The organism is Streptomyces sp. NPDC058459 (assembly GCF_042721685.1).
GTDB lineage: Bacteria > Actinomycetota > Actinomycetes > Streptomycetales > Streptomycetaceae > Streptomyces.
Window position 1 is genome coordinate 1 of record NZ_JBHXLV010000065.1, and the last position, 19,034, is coordinate 19,034.

The 19,034-nt window shown below is 64.7% G+C and carries 22 protein-coding genes and 1 pseudogene; 19 read left to right on the forward strand and 4 right to left on the reverse strand.

Annotation, left to right across the window (positions count from 1 at the left end):
* Window positions 1-181: 181 nt before the first annotated feature.
* Both ACFWN1_RS14895 and ACFWN1_RS14900 read left to right on the forward strand, forming a co-directional pair.
* Window positions 182-1,309: an ABC transporter ATP-binding protein gene (locus tag ACFWN1_RS14895; protein WP_384361519.1), complete on the forward strand. Its 1,128-nt coding sequence runs from the start codon at window positions 182-184 to the stop codon at window positions 1,307-1,309.
* Window positions 1,306-2,163, forward strand: coding sequence for an ABC transporter permease (locus ACFWN1_RS14900; RefSeq protein WP_384361521.1), 858 nt, complete (start codon window positions 1,306-1,308; stop codon window positions 2,161-2,163). The genes ACFWN1_RS14895 and ACFWN1_RS14900 overlap by 4 nt, the downstream gene beginning before the upstream one ends.
* A 12-nt stretch (window positions 2,164-2,175) precedes the next feature.
* Here the strand turns inward: ACFWN1_RS14900 and ACFWN1_RS14905 are convergent, their stop codons facing one another.
* Complete coding sequence (locus ACFWN1_RS14905; RefSeq protein WP_384361524.1) at window positions 2,176-2,508, reverse strand: ATP/GTP-binding protein; 333 nt, start codon at window positions 2,506-2,508, stop codon at window positions 2,176-2,178.
* Window positions 2,509-2,752: 244 nt separating this feature from the next.
* On the opposite strand from ACFWN1_RS14905, the gene ACFWN1_RS14910 reads away from it, so the two are divergent.
* Window positions 2,753-3,781: an LLM class flavin-dependent oxidoreductase gene (locus tag ACFWN1_RS14910; RefSeq protein ID WP_384361526.1), complete on the forward strand. Its 1,029-nt coding sequence runs from the start codon at window positions 2,753-2,755 to the stop codon at window positions 3,779-3,781.
* Between the two features lie 111 nt (window positions 3,782-3,892).
* Here ACFWN1_RS14910 and ACFWN1_RS14915 read toward each other — a convergent pair whose 3' ends face one another.
* Entirely contained in the window at window positions 3,893-4,285 is a 393-nt protein-coding gene (locus ACFWN1_RS14915) for an SCO5389 family protein (protein WP_164193293.1), read from the reverse strand.
* Window positions 4,286-4,584: 299 nt separating this feature from the next.
* On the opposite strand from ACFWN1_RS14915, the gene nucS reads away from it, so the two are divergent.
* The 12 genes from nucS (at window position 4,585) to ACFWN1_RS14975 (ending at window position 14,364) form a co-directional block, all read left to right on the forward strand.
* The gene (gene nucS, locus ACFWN1_RS14920; protein ID WP_384361529.1) at window positions 4,585-5,337 is read left to right on the forward strand and encodes an endonuclease NucS; all 753 of its coding nucleotides are present in this window, start codon (window positions 4,585-4,587) and stop codon (window positions 5,335-5,337) included.
* Between the two features lie 228 nt (window positions 5,338-5,565).
* A complete protein-coding gene (locus tag ACFWN1_RS14925) occupies window positions 5,566-5,799 on the forward strand; it encodes a hypothetical protein (RefSeq protein ID WP_384361532.1) in 234 nt (77 codons plus the stop codon).
* A gap of 29 nt (window positions 5,800-5,828) precedes the next feature.
* Window positions 5,829-6,332 carry a DUF6879 family protein gene (locus ACFWN1_RS14930; protein WP_384361598.1) on the forward strand — a complete coding sequence of 168 codons (504 nt, stop codon included), beginning with the start codon at window positions 5,829-5,831 and terminating at the stop codon, window positions 6,330-6,332.
* Window positions 6,295-7,182 (forward strand): helix-turn-helix domain-containing protein, encoded by an 888-nt coding sequence (locus ACFWN1_RS14935; protein ID WP_384361534.1) that lies wholly within the window; start codon window positions 6,295-6,297, stop codon window positions 7,180-7,182. The genes ACFWN1_RS14930 and ACFWN1_RS14935 overlap by 38 nt, the downstream gene beginning before the upstream one ends.
* Before the next feature lie 134 nt (window positions 7,183-7,316).
* Complete coding sequence (locus ACFWN1_RS14940) at window positions 7,317-8,474, forward strand: radical SAM protein (protein ID WP_384361537.1); 1,158 nt, start codon at window positions 7,317-7,319, stop codon at window positions 8,472-8,474.
* Window positions 8,467-9,057 carry an exonuclease domain-containing protein gene (locus ACFWN1_RS14945; protein WP_384361540.1) on the forward strand — a complete coding sequence of 197 codons (591 nt, stop codon included), beginning with the start codon at window positions 8,467-8,469 and terminating at the stop codon, window positions 9,055-9,057. Before ACFWN1_RS14940 ends, ACFWN1_RS14945 begins: the two co-directional genes overlap by 8 nt.
* Window positions 8,999-9,676 carry a dTMP kinase gene (tmk, locus tag ACFWN1_RS14950; RefSeq protein WP_384361543.1) on the forward strand — a complete coding sequence of 226 codons (678 nt, stop codon included), beginning with the start codon at window positions 8,999-9,001 and terminating at the stop codon, window positions 9,674-9,676. Before ACFWN1_RS14945 ends, tmk begins: the two co-directional genes overlap by 59 nt.
* A 142-nt stretch (window positions 9,677-9,818) precedes the next feature.
* Window positions 9,819-10,181, forward strand: coding sequence for a hypothetical protein (locus ACFWN1_RS14955; protein ID WP_384361546.1), 363 nt, complete (start codon window positions 9,819-9,821; stop codon window positions 10,179-10,181).
* On the forward strand, window positions 10,148-10,780 hold the full coding sequence (locus ACFWN1_RS14960) for an ATP-binding protein (protein ID WP_384361548.1): 633 nt from the start codon (window positions 10,148-10,150) through the stop codon (window positions 10,778-10,780). The genes ACFWN1_RS14955 and ACFWN1_RS14960 overlap by 34 nt, the downstream gene beginning before the upstream one ends.
* Before the next feature lie 377 nt (window positions 10,781-11,157).
* Entirely contained in the window at window positions 11,158-12,768 is a 1,611-nt protein-coding gene (locus ACFWN1_RS14965; protein WP_384361550.1) for an ATP-dependent endonuclease, read from the forward strand.
* Window positions 12,755-13,789 carry a UvrD-helicase domain-containing protein gene (locus ACFWN1_RS14970; protein WP_384361553.1) on the forward strand — a complete coding sequence of 345 codons (1,035 nt, stop codon included), beginning with the start codon at window positions 12,755-12,757 and terminating at the stop codon, window positions 13,787-13,789. Before ACFWN1_RS14965 ends, ACFWN1_RS14970 begins: the two co-directional genes overlap by 14 nt.
* Window positions 13,790-13,872: 83 nt before the next feature.
* Entirely contained in the window at window positions 13,873-14,364 is a 492-nt protein-coding gene (locus ACFWN1_RS14975) for a hypothetical protein (protein WP_384361556.1), read from the forward strand.
* A 354-nt stretch (window positions 14,365-14,718) separates the two neighbouring features.
* Here the strand turns inward: ACFWN1_RS14975 and ACFWN1_RS14980 are convergent, their stop codons facing one another.
* Together ACFWN1_RS14980 and ACFWN1_RS14985 are read right to left on the reverse strand one after the other, a co-directional pair.
* Window positions 14,719-15,198, reverse strand: coding sequence for a hypothetical protein (locus tag ACFWN1_RS14980; RefSeq protein ID WP_384361558.1), 480 nt, complete (start codon window positions 15,196-15,198; stop codon window positions 14,719-14,721).
* Window positions 15,199-15,357: 159 nt separating this feature from the next.
* On the reverse strand, window positions 15,358-16,647 hold the full coding sequence (locus tag ACFWN1_RS14985; RefSeq protein ID WP_384361561.1) for a hypothetical protein: 1,290 nt from the start codon (window positions 16,645-16,647) through the stop codon (window positions 15,358-15,360).
* Between the two features lie 178 nt (window positions 16,648-16,825).
* On the opposite strand from ACFWN1_RS14985, the gene ACFWN1_RS14990 reads away from it, so the two are divergent.
* From ACFWN1_RS14990 to ACFWN1_RS15005, 4 genes and pseudogenes are all read left to right on the forward strand, one after another.
* Window positions 16,826-17,143 carry a hypothetical protein gene (locus ACFWN1_RS14990; RefSeq protein ID WP_384361564.1) on the forward strand — a complete coding sequence of 106 codons (318 nt, stop codon included), beginning with the start codon at window positions 16,826-16,828 and terminating at the stop codon, window positions 17,141-17,143.
* 251 nt (window positions 17,144-17,394) lie between these two features.
* Window positions 17,395-17,637: a hypothetical protein gene (locus ACFWN1_RS14995; RefSeq protein ID WP_384361567.1), complete on the forward strand. Its 243-nt coding sequence runs from the start codon at window positions 17,395-17,397 to the stop codon at window positions 17,635-17,637.
* A gap of 176 nt (window positions 17,638-17,813) precedes the next feature.
* Window positions 17,814-17,972, forward strand: a complete 159-nt coding sequence (locus ACFWN1_RS15000; RefSeq protein ID WP_384361569.1) for a hypothetical protein — start codon at window positions 17,814-17,816, stop codon at window positions 17,970-17,972.
* Window positions 17,973-18,825: 853 nt separating this feature from the next.
* Window positions 18,826-19,023, forward strand: a pseudogene (locus ACFWN1_RS15005) (endonuclease NucS domain-containing protein); the annotation flags it as partial.
* Window positions 19,024-19,034 lie beyond the last annotated feature (11 nt).

Genomic DNA, 19,034 nt, shown 5'->3' on the forward strand with positions numbered 1-19,034 from the left:
GTGATGGTGCGCGGGGCGACCGGCTGCTGGGGGCTTCGCCCGCGTTCGACGGTGTTCGGACACGCTTCGTGAGCCTTTGGCTTTACTTTCTCTTGAGCGGAACCGCTCCGGCCCGGTTATCCTCCTAACCCTTACGGGGGCACGCGCCCCGCTGTCCTGAATCGTCCGATGGGTGCGGAGCATGATCGAGGCTGTTGGCCTGACCAAGCGGTACGGCGACAAGACCGCCGTGCACGACCTCTCCTTCCAGGTACGTCCCGGCTCGGTGACCGGGTTCCTCGGGCCCAACGGCTCCGGCAAGTCGACGACCATGCGGATGATCCTCGGGCTGGACAACCCCACCGCCGGCTCGGTGACCATCGGCGGCCACCCGTACCGCAAGCTGCCCAACGCTCCGCGTCACGTCGGCGCGCTGCTCGACGCCAAGGCGGTGCACGGCGGCCGGTCGGCCCGCAACCACCTGCTGAGCCTCGCGCAGCTCTCCGGCATCCCGGCCCGCCGGGTGGACGAGGTGCTCGGGGTGGTCGGCCTCCAGGAGGTGGCCCGCAAGCGCTCCAAGGGCTTCTCCCTCGGCATGGGCCAGCGCCTCGGCATCGCCGCCGCCCTCCTCGGCGACCCCCAGGTGCTGCTGTTCGACGAGCCGGTCAACGGCCTCGACCCCGAGGGCATCCTCTGGGTCCGCAATCTGATGAAGGCGCTCGCGGCGGAGGGGCGTACGGTCTTCGTCTCCTCGCACCTGATGAGCGAGATGGCGCTGACCGCCGACCACCTCATCGTGATCGGACGCGGTCAACTGCTCGCCGACATGGGTGTGACCGACTTCATCTCCGCGAACTCCGCCGATTTCGCCCGGGTACGCACCCCGGACACCGAGCCGCAGGCTCGGGAGAAGCTGACCTCGGCGCTGACCGAGGCGGGCGGCCATGTGCTGCCGGAGCTGAACGGCGCGCTCCGGGTGACCGGTCTCGCGCTGCCCCGGATCAGCGACCTCGCGCACGAGGCGGACGTACGGCTGTGGGAGCTGTCGCCGCACCAGGCGTCGCTGGAGGAGGCGTACATGCGGATGACGCAGGGCGTCGTCGACTACCGCTCCACCGTCGACCAGCGCTCCGGGCTCCAGCAGCCGCTGCCGCCCGGGGTGCAGCCCCCGATGCCGGTGCCGGGCCAGGGCCAGCCGGGCTGGTACGCCCCGCCGCCGCCCCAGCCGGGCAGCCCGTACGCCCCGCCGGCGCCGGCCGCTCCCGGCGCCCAGGCCCCGAACCCGTACGCCGCGCCCGCCGAACCGACCAAGCCCGAGGACTTCCGATGAGCACCCAGCAGCCCGCGACGCCCGAGGCGTCGGCCGTCGCGTCCGGCGGTTCCCACTCCGGCTACAGCTCACCGATCCCGGTGACGCCCACGCATCTGGGGCACGCGCTGGCCTCGGAGTGGACGAAGATGAAGTCGGTGCGCTCCACGGTGTGGACGCTCGGGGTGTTCGTCGTGCTCGTGGTCGGCATCGGCCTGCTGGCCGCGGTGGCGGTGCGGGGCGCCGGTGAGCTGGACGGCCAGAACCCGCTGACCCTCGGCTTCTTCGGGCTGCTGCTCGGCATGATGTGCGTGATCACGCTGGGCGTGCTGACCACGGCGTCCGAGTACGGCACGGGCATGATCCGTACCACGATGACCGCGTGCCCGAGCCGGGGCCGGGTGCTGGCGGCCAAGTCGATCGTGTTCTTCGTCGTCGCCTTCGTGGTGACGCTGGCCACGGTGTCCGTCGTGGCGCTGATCCAGACCTCGATGCTGGAGGGCCAGGGCAGCAGGACCCCGTCCGGCACGGAATGGCTGAAGGCCACCCTCGGCATCAGCCTCTACATCGCGCTGCTCGGCCTGCTGTCGCTGCTGGTCGGCTCGATGATCCGGCACTCGGCAGGCGCCATCACCATCATGATCGGTGCCGTGCTGGCCCCGCTGGTGATCGCGCTGTTCATGAACGCGGGCTCGCTGGAGAAGGTGCAGCAGGCGCTGCTGGAGTACTCGATCCCGAGCCAGATGGGCGTGTTCTACGACAACACCCTCAGCCACTCAGGGCCCTCGGGCTGGGAGCCGCTGTGGATCATCCTGGGCGTGACGGCGGCGGCGTCCGCGGGGGCGTACGCGCTGCTGCGGAGCCGGGACGTGTAGCCCGCGCGCCTTTCAGAACCCGGGCCAGTTGCCGGACCGCCGTACCCGTGTGGCGCGGCGGTCCCGTGCGTTCCAGCACGCCTTGTGCCAGTGCCGCCGGTCGTCGACGCCCATGTGGTCCGGCCAGGCCACCACGTGCGGGACGCCGGAGGGGATCACCTGGTCGCAGCCGGGGCAGCGGTAGGTCTTGCCGTCGGCGCTCGCCCCGGCGACATGGCGGACGTTCCACTCCTCGCCCTGCCAGCTCTCGGTGGACTGCCAGCCGCCGTACCGGCCCGACCGGTCGTCCTCGGCACCTCGGCCGGACGAGTCTGCCGTCTTCGGTCGGTTGCGACGCGGGGACACGGGACACCTCTCGGGGCTGTACAGGGAGCACGGACGGCGTCCAGCCTACGCGGCGGCCGACGGCGGTACGCGTAGGTCACCGACCCGCACAAGTCCCCTCCCGGACCGATCCGATTCCAGCAGAGAAGCAACCATTCTGAAGACAATCCGCAAATCCCTCCACCATGCCGTGTCCTGGGCACGTGTCATGTGGTTATGCCCGTCGGGGGAGCTCCCGATCGGAGCCAAGGAAGCGGGAATTGCGATGCGCGTAGGAAGTTTTGTGCTGGCGGCCCAGTATCCGGGCCAGGGCGCCGGAGAGGCCCTGCACCGGGCGGTGCGCTCGGCGGAGGTCGCCGACGAGGCCGGCCTGGACACGGTGTGGCTGGCCGAGCACCACTTCGTGCCGTACGGCACCTGCCCGTCGGCCGTCACCCTGGCCGCCCTGCTGCTGGGCCGCACCCGCCGCGTCCGGGTCGGCACCGCGGTCAGCGTACTGCCCTCCACCCACCCGGTGACCCTCGGCGAGCAGGCCGCGCTGCTGCATGTGACGAGCGGCGGCCGGTTCGTCCTCGGCGTGGGCCGCGGGGGGCCCTGGGTGGACCTGGAGGTGTTCGGCGCCGGCCTCGGGGCGTACGAGCACGGCTTCCCGGAGTCGCTGGACCTGCTGCTGCGCTGGCTGCGCGAGCCCTCGGTCAGTGCCTCGGGCAAGCGGTACGCCTTCCGCGAGGTGCCGGTGGTGCCGCGCCCGGCGGACGCGCTGACCGAGACTCCGGGGCCCGAGGTGGTGGTGGCGTGCACCTCCCCGGGGAGTGTGCGGCTGGCGGCGGAGCGGGGACTGCCCATGCTGCTCGGCATGCACGCCGGGGACGAGGAGAAGGCCGAGATGGTCGCCCTGTGGCGGCGCCACGCGCGCGCGTCGGGCCGGCCGCCCGAGGAGATCGCCGCCGCGGGCCATGTCTCGGCCGGGGTCTGCCAGCTCGCGGACAGCCGCACCGCCGCCGTGGAGACGCTGCTGAAGGCGATGCCGGGCTGGCTCAGACAGGGCCTGGAGGCCCATGTGACGGTGGACGGCCGGGCGCGCGCGATGCGCGACCCGTACGCCTACACCGAACTGCTCTGCGGGATGCATCCGGTGGGCACGCCGCAGCTGGCCGCCGACCGTCTCGCGGCCACCGCCGAGCGCACCGGGATCTCCCGCTTCGCCCTGCTGGTCGAGGGCTCGGGCGATCTGGACGCGACGGAGGAGAACCTGCGGCGCCTGGGCGCCGAGGTGCTGCCCCGGCTGCGCTGACCGCACCGGCTCCCCGGCCGCCGGGCGTGCTTGCCGCACCCGTCCCGCGGGGCACCTCCCCGGACGGAAGCGGCAAGCCGGCGGCCATGGAGCCGGCGTCGCGCGTGTACGTCAGCAGTCCCGCAGCTCCGGCGACTGGTTGAGCAGCTGGGCGCGCACCGAGGTGAAGCGGGCCAGCCGTTCGTCCACCGAGGAGTCCAGCGGGAAGACCGCCACCCGGTGGCAGTTCTGGAAGGCCAGGCGTACGCCGAAGTGGCGCTGGAGGGCACCGCGTATGGCGTCGCTGGCGAGGGCGCGCAGCAGCTGGCCGCGCGCCTGCTCGTCCGGCGGGGGCGTCTGGTTGTCGGCGAAGGGTCCGCCGTCCACCTTCAGCTGGGCCACCAGAGAGCTGATCATCTCCCATGCGAAGGGCAGGGAGGTCCGGACGCAGTCGACGAATTCTGCTTCGTCGACCTCGCCTCGCTCGGCCTGTTCGAGTAGGGCCGGTGAGACGTCGAGCGACATGGGTTCTCCTCTCGCACCCCCAAGGGACAGGGGTTGCCGGACAGATAGGGAAGTACGCGACACCGGACACGCTCCGCACCCCCACCGCGGCCTCCCTTCTCCTACGGTAGGCAACCGTCGGTGACCACACCAGCAGAATGCGTATATGGAACGGTCGTCCTGCGGTCACAATCGGCCAGGGATGAACAAGAGTTTCCAGGGACAATTGGGGTGGCCCACTGGACGCGGGTGGTGGCGGGCACATGGTGGGGTCCGGGCGGATCGCGTGCACCGGCGCGCGTCGAGTAGCGTTGCCGACCATGCGTCTCGTCATTGCCCGGTGCTCGGTCGACTACGCCGGCCGGCTCACCGCCCACCTGCCCTCGGCCCCCCGCCTGATCCTGGTCAAGGCGGACGGCAGCGTCTCCATCCATGCGGACGACCGGGCCTACAAGCCCCTCAACTGGATGTCGCCGCCCTGCACCCTCAAGGAGGGTGTCGGTGACGAGGCGGGTGTGTGGACCGTCATCAACAAAGGGGGCGAGAAACTGATCATCACGATGGAGGAAGTCCTCCACGACTCGTCCCACGAGCTGGGGGTGGACCCCGGTCTGATCAAGGACGGCGTGGAAGCGCACCTCCAGGAACTGCTCGCCGACCGCATCGAGACGCTCGGCGAGGGCTACACCCTCATCCGCCGCGAGTACATGACGGCGATCGGCCCGGTCGACATCCTGTGCCGGGACGCGAACGGCGGCACGGTCGCCGTCGAGATCAAGCGGCGCGGTGAGATCGACGGGTCGGAGTCGAAGGAAGGTACCGCTTCATCCAAGCCTAGGCACTGGGCTGTGGAGATCAAGAGGCGGGCCACGATCGACGCCGTGGAACAGCTCACGCGGTACCTGGAGTTCCTGAACCGCGACACCACGATTGCCCCTGTTGGCGGCATCCTCGCAGCTCAGAGCATCGCGCCACAGGCCCGGACGCTCGCCGAGGATCGCGGCATGAGGTGCGTCGTTCTTGATTACGACGAGCTTCGCGGCATCGACAACAAGGAAGACCGGCTGTTCTAGCAGGCCGATCATGCACGCCCAGCGCCCCCGGATCTCACGCGAGACTGGGGGCGTACGTCGCAGCTCTTCTTCGTCGCCCCCCACTCTCCCTATGAAGAGCGCTTCTGGTCGCATCCCGGGTACCGCTCAGCGATCTTGGCAGGGTGCCGACGCCCCCTTGACCGCCCCTCGGGACGGTGGGCACGATGACACCGAGAAAGTTTCTCGTCCATTCGAGCAAGGAGAGCCATGCGCGCTCAGTTTCTCGGCAAGGACCCGGAGTCGCAGGTTGGCCAGTCACCGACGCTCTTCGCGACCGACCGCACCGACCGTAAGACCTACATCGCCCAAGGGTGGGTCGTGACCGACCCCCAGGCGCTCGCCGACGTCGGCCCGGTCCCCGAGGGTGAAGCGATCATCGAGATCCCCGAGGATGTCCTGAAGTTCTACGCCCGCCGGTACCAGGAGGAGGAAGGGCACTGAGCCGCATCGTCGGCGACGAGTTCGGCGAACTGTTTCGCACCTTCAAGCACACAGCGTTTCGTTTGGAAGTGCGGGACCGCTACGACTCATCGTACGAGAATGAATCGTTGGGTAAGTTCCTTCGCAGCGAGCCCGACGATCTGCCATGGATGCAGGACTGGCTCACGATGATTCGTGAGGCGACAGATAAGGGCCTGCGCTTCTCACGAGTTCGAGTTGTCAGCCTGCCCCTGACCGACTACAGCCGCTTTGGTGTCTGGTGCGCTCAATTCACCAACGGCGCGGGCGAGGATATTCGGTATCTCACCCGCGACGAAGCCAAGGCCGAGGAACTGCCCAACCACGATTACTGGTTGTTCGACAGCAGTAAGCTGGTGCGGATGCACTTCGATGATGCGGACCGCTTCCAAGGCGGCGAGCTGGTCGAAGATCCGGCCGTGATCGTAGAGCACAACTACTGGCGTGATGTTGCCTGGCACCACGCCAGACGACGGGATGACTTTGCCACCGAACAACAGCAGCAGCGCGACTAACGTCCAAGAGGCGCGTAGCGCGCTGGGCAAGCGACTCCGTGAACTGCGGCAACAAGCCGGCCTGACCGGCAAGCAGCTCGCGGAGTCGCTGGCATGGCCGCCATCCAAAGTGTCGAAGCTGGAGAACGGTCGGCAGACACCGACCGACGACGACATCCACGGGTGGACGCGGGTCACGGACACTGCGGATGAAGCCGAAGCCCTGCTTGCATCCCTCCATACCCTTGAAGTCCAGCACGCCGAATGGCAGCGGCAGTTCAAAACAGGTCTGAGCGCTCACCAAAACGAGATTGCCGACCTGGACGCGCGAACCAAGTTTTTCCGCGCCTTTGAAGCGACGGTCATTCCTGGGTTACTGCAAACGCCCGAGTATGCGCGGGCCCGCTTCGCTCAAGGGATCGCCATGTTCCAGGCGCCCAACGACATCAACGAAGCCGTCCGGGCACGGGCGCAGCGTCAAGAGATTTTGTACCGGGCGGACAAGCGATTCCACTTCGTTCTCACCGAAGCAGCGCTACGCTTCCGCCTCGCCTCACCAGAAATCACCCTTGGCCAGTTGGATCGGCTCGTTTCTCTCTCCGCGCTGCCGAACGTGAAGCTCGGCATCATCGGGTTCGAGACGCACTACGTGGTGGCCCCGTGGCATGGCTTCTGGATACTCGACCACGACCGCGTCATGGTCGAGACCTACTCGGCAGAGCTGAACCTTGCCCAGCCTGGGGAAGTCGAGCTGTACGGCCAGGTCTTCGAGCAACTTGCCGCCGTCGCCAGCTATGGCAGGGCAGCGCGGGCGATCATCACGGGCGTCATTGACGATCTCGCGCCGGATGCCCCCGAAGATGGCTCCTGATTTCTGCGCCCTTCACCCGTTAGTGGAGTTTCGAGAAATACCAAGAAACTTTCTATACGTGCACCTTCCGCACCCCTACGCTCCCCGAAGGACGGCGAATCGCGTCCATCCTTCTGGGACTTGGGGAGAGCCAGGTGACCATCACTGTTCCGCTATTGAGCCGGGAACAGATCAACCGACTGCCGGAGCGTGCCCGAGAAGTCGTCGAGTACCGCAAGAGCGGCCTCAGTCTGAACCACATCCAGGGGTGCCCGCTGGACTGCGCCTACTGCATCCGTCACACCTACGGGCTGTGGGACCAACGGCAGCCGCGCGCCCTCATGACCGACGCCCAGGCCGTCGAAGAACTGGTCAATCACCGGTACTTCCAGCCGCACGTGACGCCGGTTCAGGTGTTCAACCGGGCCACTGACCCGTTCCTGCCCAACGTCCGGCCGCATACCTTCGCCGTACTGGAAGACCTCGACAAGCGTGAGCTGCGTAACCACGTGTTGGTCATCACCAGGCACGCAATGAAGACCGACGACGTCGACCGGCTCAACCAACTCCGGCACGTCAAGGTGACGTTGTTGTTCACGTACTCGGGGATCGACAACAAAGACATCGAACCGTACCCGTCCAGCGTGGCCGCCGAGTCGCTCAAGCTCATGAGTGAACCGCCGGGCCGCAGCTATCGGACGGTTCTGTACTGGCGACCGCTGGTGCCAGGTCTCAACGACTCCCCCGCACACCTTGACCGGGCGTACGAGCTGAGTCATCACGCCGACGCCACGGTCTTCACCGGCCTGTTCTACCGGGGCCAGATCGCCGACTACTACAAGGCGAACAACCTCCCGGAGCCGTACGACGAGACCGCCCGCCGCAAGATCGTGCCGGAGACGCTGGAAAGGCGCGTCCTCTCAACCTTCGCCGGCTGCGACTCGTTGTTCCGCAAGACCTCGTGCGCCGTGTCGTTCGCCCATGGGGAGGCCGACTACAACGGCCACTACGGCATCCGTGAACTGTGCGACATCTGCCCGCTCGCACAGCTCGACCTCTGCAAGAGCGCCCATCGAGTACCAACGGCACAGCAGATACAGGAAGTCGCCTCCGGCTTGCCGGACGCCAGCGGCCTCGTGGTCGTCGACGTTACGGAGCGCGCGGCCATCGTCGCCGGACTCGCCGAGGAACAGCCGCGCTACTACCTGCAACATGCGCTTGGCTTCCAGGTACACGACGTGCGCCACCCGCACCGTGACCGCCGCCATGGTCGGGCAGAAATCGGATGGAAGGAACCGGAGCAAGATGACTGACTGGACGAACCTGGACTACGTCGTCGTGGACGTGGAGGGCAACGGACAGCAGCCGCCCGACCTGGTGGAGTTGGCCGCCGTGCCGATCGTCGGCGGGGTCATCGGGGAACCGGTGAGCTGGTTGGTTCGGCCAGATCGACCGATCACGCCCATGGCCCGAAGGATTCACGGCATCACCAACGAGGCCGTTGCCGATGCGCCGGTGTTCGAGGACATCAAGGTTGACGTGCTGCTGGCCTTGTCGCATCCGGCGCTGGTCGCCCACAACGCGCACGTTGACGTTGATGTTCTCCGGCGCAAGCTCACGGGGTGGGAGTGCCCCGAGGTCTTCGACACGCTCAAGCTGTCGCGCCGCTTCGTCCCGAACCAGATGAGTCACAAACTGGGGTCGTTGGTCGAGGCGTTCAAGCTGGCCGAGGGGCTGTCCTCGGGGCTCAGGCCCCACCGCGCCACGTACGACGCGGTGGTCACGGCACGGCTGTTCCAGATGCTCGCCACGACGAACAGCGTTCCGCGGTCGCTGGATGAAATCCGCGACCAACCGTCAGGGGGTGGCAGGGATGAAGCTGCGACCCTTTTCTAGCCATGAGCGAGGCATGTTCGTCACGGTCGACGGCCCCAGCGGTGCCGGGAAATCCACGATCGTTCACCACCTGGCGCAGATGCTCGTCGCCGAGGGCGAACACGTGCACGTCACGGCCGAACCGTCGAAGGGGCCGATAGGGGATCTCTGCCGTCAGTTGACGGAGACGGTCACCGGTCACGCCCTCGCGTGCTTGTACGCCGCCGACCGGTACCACCATGTCGAGACGGAAGTACGACCGCACCTCGAAGACGGCCGGACGGTCATCAGTGATCGGTACATCCCCTCCGGTCTGGTGATGCAGCGGTTCGACGGCGTTGATCCGTCGTTCCTCTGGCAGCTCAACGCCGAGGCTGACCGGCCCGACCTCGCGGTGATCCTCGAAGCCGACCCCGAGGTGATCTCGGAGCGGCTGACGGAGCGCGGACCACATAACCGCTTCCAGCTCGCGCCGGGCAGCTCTCACGCAGAGGTGCACTTCTACCGGCAGGCGACTGAACGCCTGATCCAGGCCGGTTTCGATGTGCTGCGGGTGGACTGCAACCAGCGGCCACCCGAGAAGGTGGCGGGCGTCATCCGGGATCGGCTGACGACCTTCTTCGCAGCACCTCGTCAGTGACGCGCCCGTGATTGGTGAGGCGCGCACTTCCAGCTGATCCACCACCGAGTGATCCAGCAATCCACGAAACAGCAGGGCTGGCGACGTTGGCTCAGCGTCCGTCGCCAGTCCTGCACCCCCCGTTCCTGCGGAGCGCAGAGCGATGAAGCCTCCGATCTACGGCTACGTTCGGGCACTTCCTGACCTGGATGACCAAGCCGTCAGCTACCTACACGATGAACTGGCCCACTTCGCCGTTGCGGCGGGGTTCACGTTGGCCGGGGTCTTTGTCGAACGCCGATGGCTCCACCTGGCTGCCTGGGATGCGTTAGTCGACCACTGCAACCAGCACGAGGTGCGAAACGTGGTCGTGCCGACTTCCGAGCACCTGCACACGTTGCCCGCCCTGTCCTTCGTGATGCAGAGCGTCATCGAGGACGTCATAGGGGGCTGCGTCTGGTTCGTCCATCCCGACACAGCCGAGGAGCTGTCGTGTCCGTCCAGGTCGAGGAGCACCGCCCCGTGAACGTACCCCGTCAACCGAACCAGCTTTTCACCACCAGCATCCGCCTGGCCGCTGTGTCCTCGGCCGTACCGTGCTCGCGGATGTTCGTGCGGGACATCCTCGATCGTTGGAAGCTCGGCGACTACATCGAGGTTGCCGAACTGGTGGTGAGCGAGCTTGTCACCAACGCCGTGAAGATGACCGGACCAACCAGCCCCGAGCCGAAGTCGTGGGAGATAGAGACACACCACGTGATCGGGGTGCAGCTCCGCGCCACCGGAACCAGTCTGTTTGTGGAAATCTGGGACGGCAGCCCCGTCGCCCCCGTAGCGAAGAACCCGGACAGCAACACCGAGGGCGGACGCGGCCTGATGCTCATCGGGGCGATGGTGAAGCAGTGGGACGTGTACCGGCCGCAGTCAGGCGGCAAAGTCGTCTGGGCTGAACTGGAACTGGGCAAACCCGCCGAACCTCCGCCACCGCACCATCCACCCCTGACGGTGCGTGTGCCGGGGATGGCCACAGCACCCCGCGGAGCGATGGAGAAGACAGCGCACCTCGGGCTGATCGAGCGCATGTTGGATGGATCGCCCCGATGGGACGAGCAGTCGGAGGGTTGAAGCTCTGGCCGGACAGCAGACAAAGCGGCGTCGTGATCTCACTGGTCACGATGCCGCTTTGTAGTCGGTAGGCAGCAGATCCCACTACCCGGAGGCGACGCCATAGGACGAGCCGACCAACATCGGGCCGGCGGCGGAGTGTTGGTCACCTCAATCCAGTGATACCAGGACAAGGAATCAAACTTTTGTTCTATGTGGATGGGAGGTGCGCCTTCACTAGAAGACTTTGCCGGTTCTACCCCTGTAACTATCGGGTCGCCTGCTACGCTCCTTGACACTTGTTCGCAGGTGGGCGGTGGGGGCGCAAGGGACGGAATAATTCCGCCATTACGCTTATGCTCGCCTCCGGATGACGAAAGACTTAAAATGGGGGGCATATGCTTTCAAAGATCGTCATCCAGAACTACCGCACGTTCCGCAACTTTAAGCTTGACTTTGACCCCAAGATGAACATCTTGGTTGGTGACAACGACGCCGGTAAGTCGACGATTCTTGAAGCGATTGGCCTTGCTCTCACGGGCAAGCTGCATGGGCGCCCTCTATACCAAGACCTATCGCCGTACATTTTCCACCAGGACACGGTAGGCGAGTGGATTGCTGCCCTCAAAGAGGGGCGCGCAGTCCCGCCTCCAGAAATCATCATTGAGCTCTTCCTCGACTCGATTCCTGAAACGGCTGCCCTCAAAGGAACGAATAACCTCCAAAGGGTTGATGACCCCGGAGTGCGCATCCGCGTCGCGCTTAACCCTGACTATGATATGGAATACAAGGAGTTCGTAAAAGAGCCGGATCATGTGCGGCTGGTTCCGACCGAGTATTACCGCGTTGAGTGGCTCGCCTTCTCTGGCAATGGGGTGACTCGCAACAGTATCCCTGCTTCGTCTTCGCTCATTGACGCCGCGAACATCCATCTCCAAAGTGGCGTTGACTACCACATGAAGCAGATCCTCAATTCAAAGCTCGATCCCGACGACCGGGTAAAGCTGACTCGCGCGTACCGCAACCTGCGAGAGACGTTCGCGGAAGACGAGTCGATCGTAAAAATCAATGAATCGCTGCGAAGTAATCCGAGCGGTATGAGCGACCGCGCACTGACGCTGAATATCGACGTATCACAGAAGGCAAATTGGGAAACCGGCATCGTCCCGCACCTTGACGACCTTCCTTTCCAATTCGTCGGCAAGGGTGAGCAGAGCGCACTAAAGATTTTGCTCGCCTTGAGCCAAGACGGAGAGATGGCTCACACCATCCTCGTCGAGGAGCCGGAAAACCACCTGTCGTTCCCGAACCTGGGGAAGCTGGTGCGGAAGATCAGCGACAAGTGCAAGGATAAGCAGGTCTTCATTGCCACGCACAGCTCGTACGTCCTGAACAAGCTGGGCCTTGCAAAGCTCGTCCTGCTGTCCTCGGCCGAGGGGTTCCACCTCGACCGACTTCCGGCGAGCACACAGATTTACTTCAAAAAGCTGTCAGGGTACGACACCCTGCGCCTGGTTCTGGCGAAGCGGTCGATCCTCGTTGAGGGGCCGTCGGATGAACTGATCGTCCAACGGGCCTACATGGACGCACACGGTGGCAGGGTGCCTGCCGAAGATGGCATCGACGTCATCAACGTCCGCGGACTCTCCTTTAAGCGCTTCCTTGATATCGCGTCACTGCTGCCGGAAAACCGCGTTGCAGTCGTCACAGACAACGACGGCAAAGATGCGACCGACGTCAAGCGGAACTACAACGCCTACGCTTCCTCTCCTAACATTTCGGTGCACGTGGGCGAGGATGCCAACTTCAAGACGCTGGAGCCGCAGCTTTTCAAGGCGAACGGCCGTACTGCGCTGAACGCGGTTCTCGGGCAGAACTTCACGACAGACGACGGCCTGCTCGACTACATGAAGAAGAACAAGACCACCTGCGCGCTGGCCATCTTCGAGAGCACCGAGACCATCACCATGCCGGAGTACATCAAGGGTGCCGTCAATGCAGTCGCATAACAACCGAGTCATCATTGCAGCGGCCGGCTCGCACAAGACCCAGCACATCATTGACTGCGTTCTCGGCGATCCGACGAAGCGCACCTTGGTGACGACCTATACCAACGAGAACCTGAGCCAGATCGTGAACAGGCTCAGCAATGGCACAGGGATTCTTCCGAGTCACGTCACGGTCATGGGGTGGTTCACGCTCCTGATGAACCAGTGCGCACGGCCCTACCAAAGCTACGTTCTGGGCGAGACCGGCGTCATCAAAGGGCTCAACTTCTCAGAGCCTGGCATCCGGTATGCACGCAAGGACGAGCCCAAGAACTACTACCTCGACCCCGCCAGCGCGGTGTACCGCAACCAGGTCGCCGCCCTCGCTCATGAGGCGAATCGGCGAAGCGGCGGCATGGTCGTGAACCGGCTCGCGGAGATGTTCGACCACATCTACGTCGATGAGATCCAGGACATGGCGGGCTACGATCTCGACCTGCTTGAGTCCGTGATGAAGTCGCCTATCTCCCTTACGGTGGTGGGCGACCCCCGACAGGCGACCTACTGGACGAACACTTCCCCGAGATACAAGCGGTACAGGGGGAGCGGCATCGTCGACTGGTTCAGCGAGCGCCCCAAGCTGTGCACCATCGAGAGCCGTACCGAAAGCTACCGGTGTAACCAAGCGATCTGTGACTTTGCGGATGACCTGTACCCGAAGCTTCCTCGCACGATCTCGAAGAACACCGAAATCACGGGGCACGATGGCATCTTTCCGATCAAGAGATCGGAGGTAGGCGAGTACGTGCGCAAGTACTCACCCGTCGTGCTGCGTTGGGACCGCGGGACAAGAACAGGAAACCTCGAAGCGATGAACATGGGCGCTTCGAAGGGTAGTACCTACGACCGTGTGCTCATCTTCCCGACGAAGCCCATGATATCCTACTACCGCACCCGCGACTTCAACCAGCTCAAGGAGCAGGCGAAGTTCTACGTGGCCGTGACACGTGCGAAGTACAGCGTGGCCTTCGTCCTCCCGTAGAATCGAAAAATTGAGTGGCCCCTCTCGAACCCGGTCACTACCGTTGACCATGATAGGAATTTTTCGCGCGAGAGGCGTAAATCATGGCAATCGACGAGTTGGCGACAAGTCCGTGGGACTCACCGATCTTCCAGCCGATTCTACATGAGGCTGGACTCGCGGCCCAAGCCTTGTGCGTCGGACTCACCACTTTGAGAAAGGCTAATTACCAGCAGACGGAGAGGTACTATGGGGGTTTCTTCAACTACACGATCGGGCTGGAACGTGTCATGAAGTTGACCATCCTGCTCGACTCACTTGTGACGGACGGGAAGTTCCTGAGCGACAAGCAGCTCAAGGATTCCTACGGTCACGACTTGAGTAAAATGCTTAACGCCGTACGCGAGATCCGAGCGAAGCTCGATCAGGGTGAATTTCGTTGGCAATTGCCGCACCCCAACATCATTGACGACGCGGTGGCGTTTCTTGCTGAGTTCGCCAAGACCACCCGTTACTACAACCTCGACGTCCTGTCAGGTAAGACTCCGTCTCTTCATCCGGTAGCTCGCTGGTTCCAGGTCGTTGGAAAACTGTAGCGAAGGAGGGCACCTTCCTCTGCACGGCACTGGCGAGGTATGTCATTGAGGTGCTTCGCCACCGAGAGTTTTCAGCACAGTGTGCAGGTTACGCGATTCCAGACTTTGGCGATTTCTTCTTCTTGTTCAACAACGATGACGCTCTTCTCAAGAACCGCAAGTCCTTCGTCGTTAGGTGATCGAGCGCAAAGCTGCTCTGCGGTCATCGTGAACGCTTCGACTAACCGCAGGCCGACCAGGGGTAGTTGGTGACCGCGACCCGAGCCAACGAGCCCAGAAACGAAGAACACCCCGCGACCGGCAGCGGACGCGGTGGCGTTCTTCGCTGGGGTGCGAGGTGGGTTGTCGGTGCGTTCAGTCGTCCGAGACGCTTACGGCGAAGACGTCACCTTCCGAACACTCGTAGGTTGGAATGACTTGCGCGTACATGTCGTCCAGCTCCGGGGACTCCCCGCACGAGTAGGCGATCATACGGACGCGGAGCCCCTGGGCGCTCGGGGTAGCAGTGCCGTCCACGACCCAGCCTTCGAGGTACCAGTCCGGATACTCGTGGAAGATGACCGGACTGTCTGAGGGATGCTCCCCGGTCTTGTCAACCTCATAGCGCGGTTCCGCCCTGGTGATGGCGACCTGTACGGTGCCGCCCTGCGGCAGTTTGACGGTGACCGTCTTCGGGTTGCTGTACGTCGCGCTGAACAGTGCCGCCTTGAGCTCCTCGATGGTGAAGCGGGGCTTCTGGTGTACGGCGAGGGTTCCGGGCTCGAAGCTGAGCTTCCGAAGACGCCCACCATATTCTCGCTCGGGCTTCTCGTCGGGACGAATGGGGACCGACATGGTTCTGTGCCTCTTTCTCGATTCGGATGGGGCACGCCGCCGGTTGAATCAATCAAGCGGGGTGCCACAGCCGAAGATGAGAGGCGAGGAGCTATTGCCGATAATGACAATTTCTATACTTTTTATAACATATCAAGATCATTTGGTCAATAGTTGGGCCTAATGCTCGAATCGCACTCTGATAGCAAATTGGACCCACCCGTTCGCCTGCCGCACGATGCCGTCTTGCGTCCTCGCGCCAAGCAGCGCGCCGTTATCCGTCGTGATTCCCTCGGTGATCCCGCCGTCCTCGTTCGCCGTCTCCTTCATCGGAAGACGTCCCCGGTCAAGACCGGCGTCCTGGATGGCCTTGGTGATCAAGAAGGTGGAGCGAGGCACGTAGTACAGGTGAACCGGCTTCTCGGCGACGAAGTTGCACGAAGCCCAGATCGTCGCGGCGTTGTCGGCCATCAGGTACGCGGAGATGTGCGGGTTGTAGACCGGCTGGTTCTTCGGGGTGCTGATCCGGATGCGGACATTTTGGAGCTGGGCGGCCGGGTTGCCTTGGTCGAAGTTGGGCGCCACGTCGTTGGCGAACCAGGCCCAGCAGATGTAGACGTGATCGTCCTCGGCCGCGATCTTCATGGACCAGTCGTCCCGGTCCTTGTCCCGGCACTGCAAGAACTGGCGCTCGTCGCCGTAGGTGGACTGATCGGTGATCGAGTTGAACACCGCGTACGGGGGTGGGCTGTTGACCGAGTACGTCTTGCGGCCCGGCCCCCACCCGGCGGTGTTGTCGATCCCCTCCCTTGAGGCCGAGCTGCCATTCACGGGCGCGACCCTGGGCGGAGGCAACAGCCCTTCGACATGCGGCAGCGAGGCTGCTTGGCCGGACCGGCCTTCGAGAACGAACGGCGTCACAGTGGTAGCCACGGCTGCAACGAACGCCAACGCGAGGTAGGCCAGACGCATCTTCTGGAGGCGCCGGCGGTGAGGTTGAAGGGGCGCTTCTTCCGCCGCCGCGGGCTCGTCCTGGTCGTCGTCCTCGACGGCTTGAGAGACGGCGTCAGTGAAGGGGTCGACCAAAGCTTCGGCCCGACGATCCAAGATCAGGTCGGCCAGAGCGGGAAAACCGATCTTGTCTTCGTAGTCCGAGAGAGTGCGGGGAGACCGCTCGATGTAGGCCCTTCCTCCTCCCGCTGGGGTCGCTGTCGCCTGTCTGCGACGTTCAACAACGCCTACATGTGCTTCCAGACCCTCACCGATGGCGAGCGCGACGCGGACTGAACGTGCAACCAGACCATCACCAAGAACTCCGATCAACTCATCGAGCTTCACTCTGGCTTGCTCGGCTGTGCTCACCAACAGGAGCTCGAACATCCAGCGACGCTTGTTGAGCTTGTCCAGGGTGACCCCATCGTCAGTGCGCATCTCCCTGAAGGCTGCGATCAGCCTGACCTTGTCATTCACTCCGTAGTCCCTCTGTCACTGCACGCCACTGCCGCTGAGTGTCCCATGCGGCCGTTCGCAGCCCACATGCAGCTTGAACCTGCACGTCAGCGACATGTACCGCAGAGGGGTCGCTGGCCGACCGTTGACATGCGCGATCACCCAGCGCGCTGACCAACGGAAGAACAGGAACGTCAAGTTGAGCGAACTCGACAGGTACGACGGCAGCGGACGCGGGTCCGTGGCCTGCCGTCCGTCCCGCGCCGCGCGGAGGACCCAGCAGCGCGGCGAACTCGACCTCATGCAGCTTGCCAACTCGGGCAGGCTGGCGGAGGTCCGGGGAATGGTCCGCCGCCGACTGGCGGAGGAGGGCATGGCCGACGTGACCGACGTCGGCAACCTCGCCCGCGAACTGGCGAACGGTGACGCCTACATCGCGAGCCTGCTGGTCCCCATGGCTCAGGAATTCGCCCGCACCACCGCGCGCGACATCCGGGAGTTCGGGCGCGGGTTCTGAGTGAGCAGGTGGCTTCTCGGAATCCTCGTCGCGCTCGGTATATACGCCGCGCTCTTCGTGTTCGCGGCAATCGACACCCGGCTCAGCTCCGCGAAGAAGCGCAGCGCCTTTGAACAGCGGCTCGTCATGCGGCGGCGGAAGCGGCGCGTCGAGCGGGAGCTACGGCGAGTCGCCCAAAATCCCGACACCGTCAACCCGAACCGGTCCCGTGCTGAGATTCGGCGCGAACAAATGAGATGGAGGTGATTCACATGTTCCAGGCAATGACCGAAGACCAGAGCGCCGCCCTTGGCGGCGTCTACTTCCTGGTCTTCTTCGGCGGCGTGATCTGGCTGCTGTGGTGGTTCAACCGGCGCTTCGGCGAAGGCATCCGGCGCAGCGAGCGCAAGCGGCAGATTGAAACCTACGTGCGGCGGTTCGACTACGACGCCGACATTCTCAGCGAAGTCATGGACGACCTCGACAACGAGTACGCACGCCGTCACCGCCGCTGATCCCGACCGGCCCCCTCCGCACGTCCACCGGGGAAGACAGCCGAGACCTTCTCTCGGCCACGGCCACCCCGGCCGGACAGCTTCACGCGGCAGGGGGCCGCGTCGTAGATCTACCTGACCAACCCGCCGCCGGCCACGCCTCGTAGGTCGGCGGCATCATCCCGAAAGGCTGCCCCGTGGCGAAGGCCCGGAACTTGTTGCTGCTCCTGCTGCTGGCCGCGCTGACGATCCGCGTGCTCTGGCTGGCCGTTGAGCCGATCCTTGCTTACCTCGTGAGCGGCCTGGCGGTGCTGCTCGTGCTGGGATTTTTCTACCACCGCATGACGAGGTGGTGACAAAATGACGCAAACCTACCGCCTCAACTTCCCGTCGGAGCTGCGCGCCGACCACGTCGCAACGTGGCTGCGCGCTTGCTCCGGCACGCTTACGACCGGGCCGCGGCGGCTGTTGGACGTCACGTCCATGACCTTCGAGGTCGAGGCGACAGAGGCGGGTATCTCGTACCGGCTCGTCGTGCCGGATGAAACGGCCGACTTCCTGACCGGCCAGCTGCGCGCGTTGGTGCCCGGTTCTACGGCCACGCCGGCGGGCGCGGATGACCGCGCGCACCAATGGACGGCCGCGGTCGAGCTGGGACAGACGAACCCACGGCGAACGCTCGGCACCGTGAACCCCGACGCCATGAGCGCAAGCCTGCTCGCGTCGCTTACGGGCCTCGGCCGGGGTGAAGCACTGCTGCTTCAGTGGGTCGCGTCACCGGCACTTCGGCAGCGACCACCGAAGGCCACGAGCGAGCTGGTCTTGCCCGGTTCACGGTTCGCGCCCAGGCCCGACCGTGACCGGATCAACGACGTGCGGGCGAAGCTCAGCGAGCCCAACTTTCTCGGCGTGCTGCGTGTCGCCGTGAAGGCAATGGGCAAGCAGCGCGGCGAACACCTCCTTGCCCGCGTCCGTGCCAGCCTCCGCGCGGTCGGCACAAGCGACAACCGGCTCAAGCAGCGGCTCGTGACGAGTGGCCGCGCCGTTCAGCGGGTACAGGCGCGGGCGGTGCCGACGCTCTTTCCAATGCAACTGGCCGGCTCCGAATTGGTCGCCCTGATCTGCTGGCCGGTCGGCGCGCCGCATGTTGCCGGGCTTCCACGATCCCGGACACGGCAGCTTGCCGCCACGGGTGCCGTTCCGCGTACGGACGGCGTGGAGCAGCTCACCCGCTATCTGGAGCTGCTCAACCGCGATCCCCACCTCGCCCCGGTCCGCGGGGTGTTCGCTGCGCAGGAGATCAAGCCGCAGGCCCGGGTGCTGGCCACGGACCGGGGCATCGGCTGCCAGGTCCTCGACTACAACGCCATGCGCGGCATCGAGGACGACAAGCTCCGCCTGTTCTGAGCCCCGGCCCG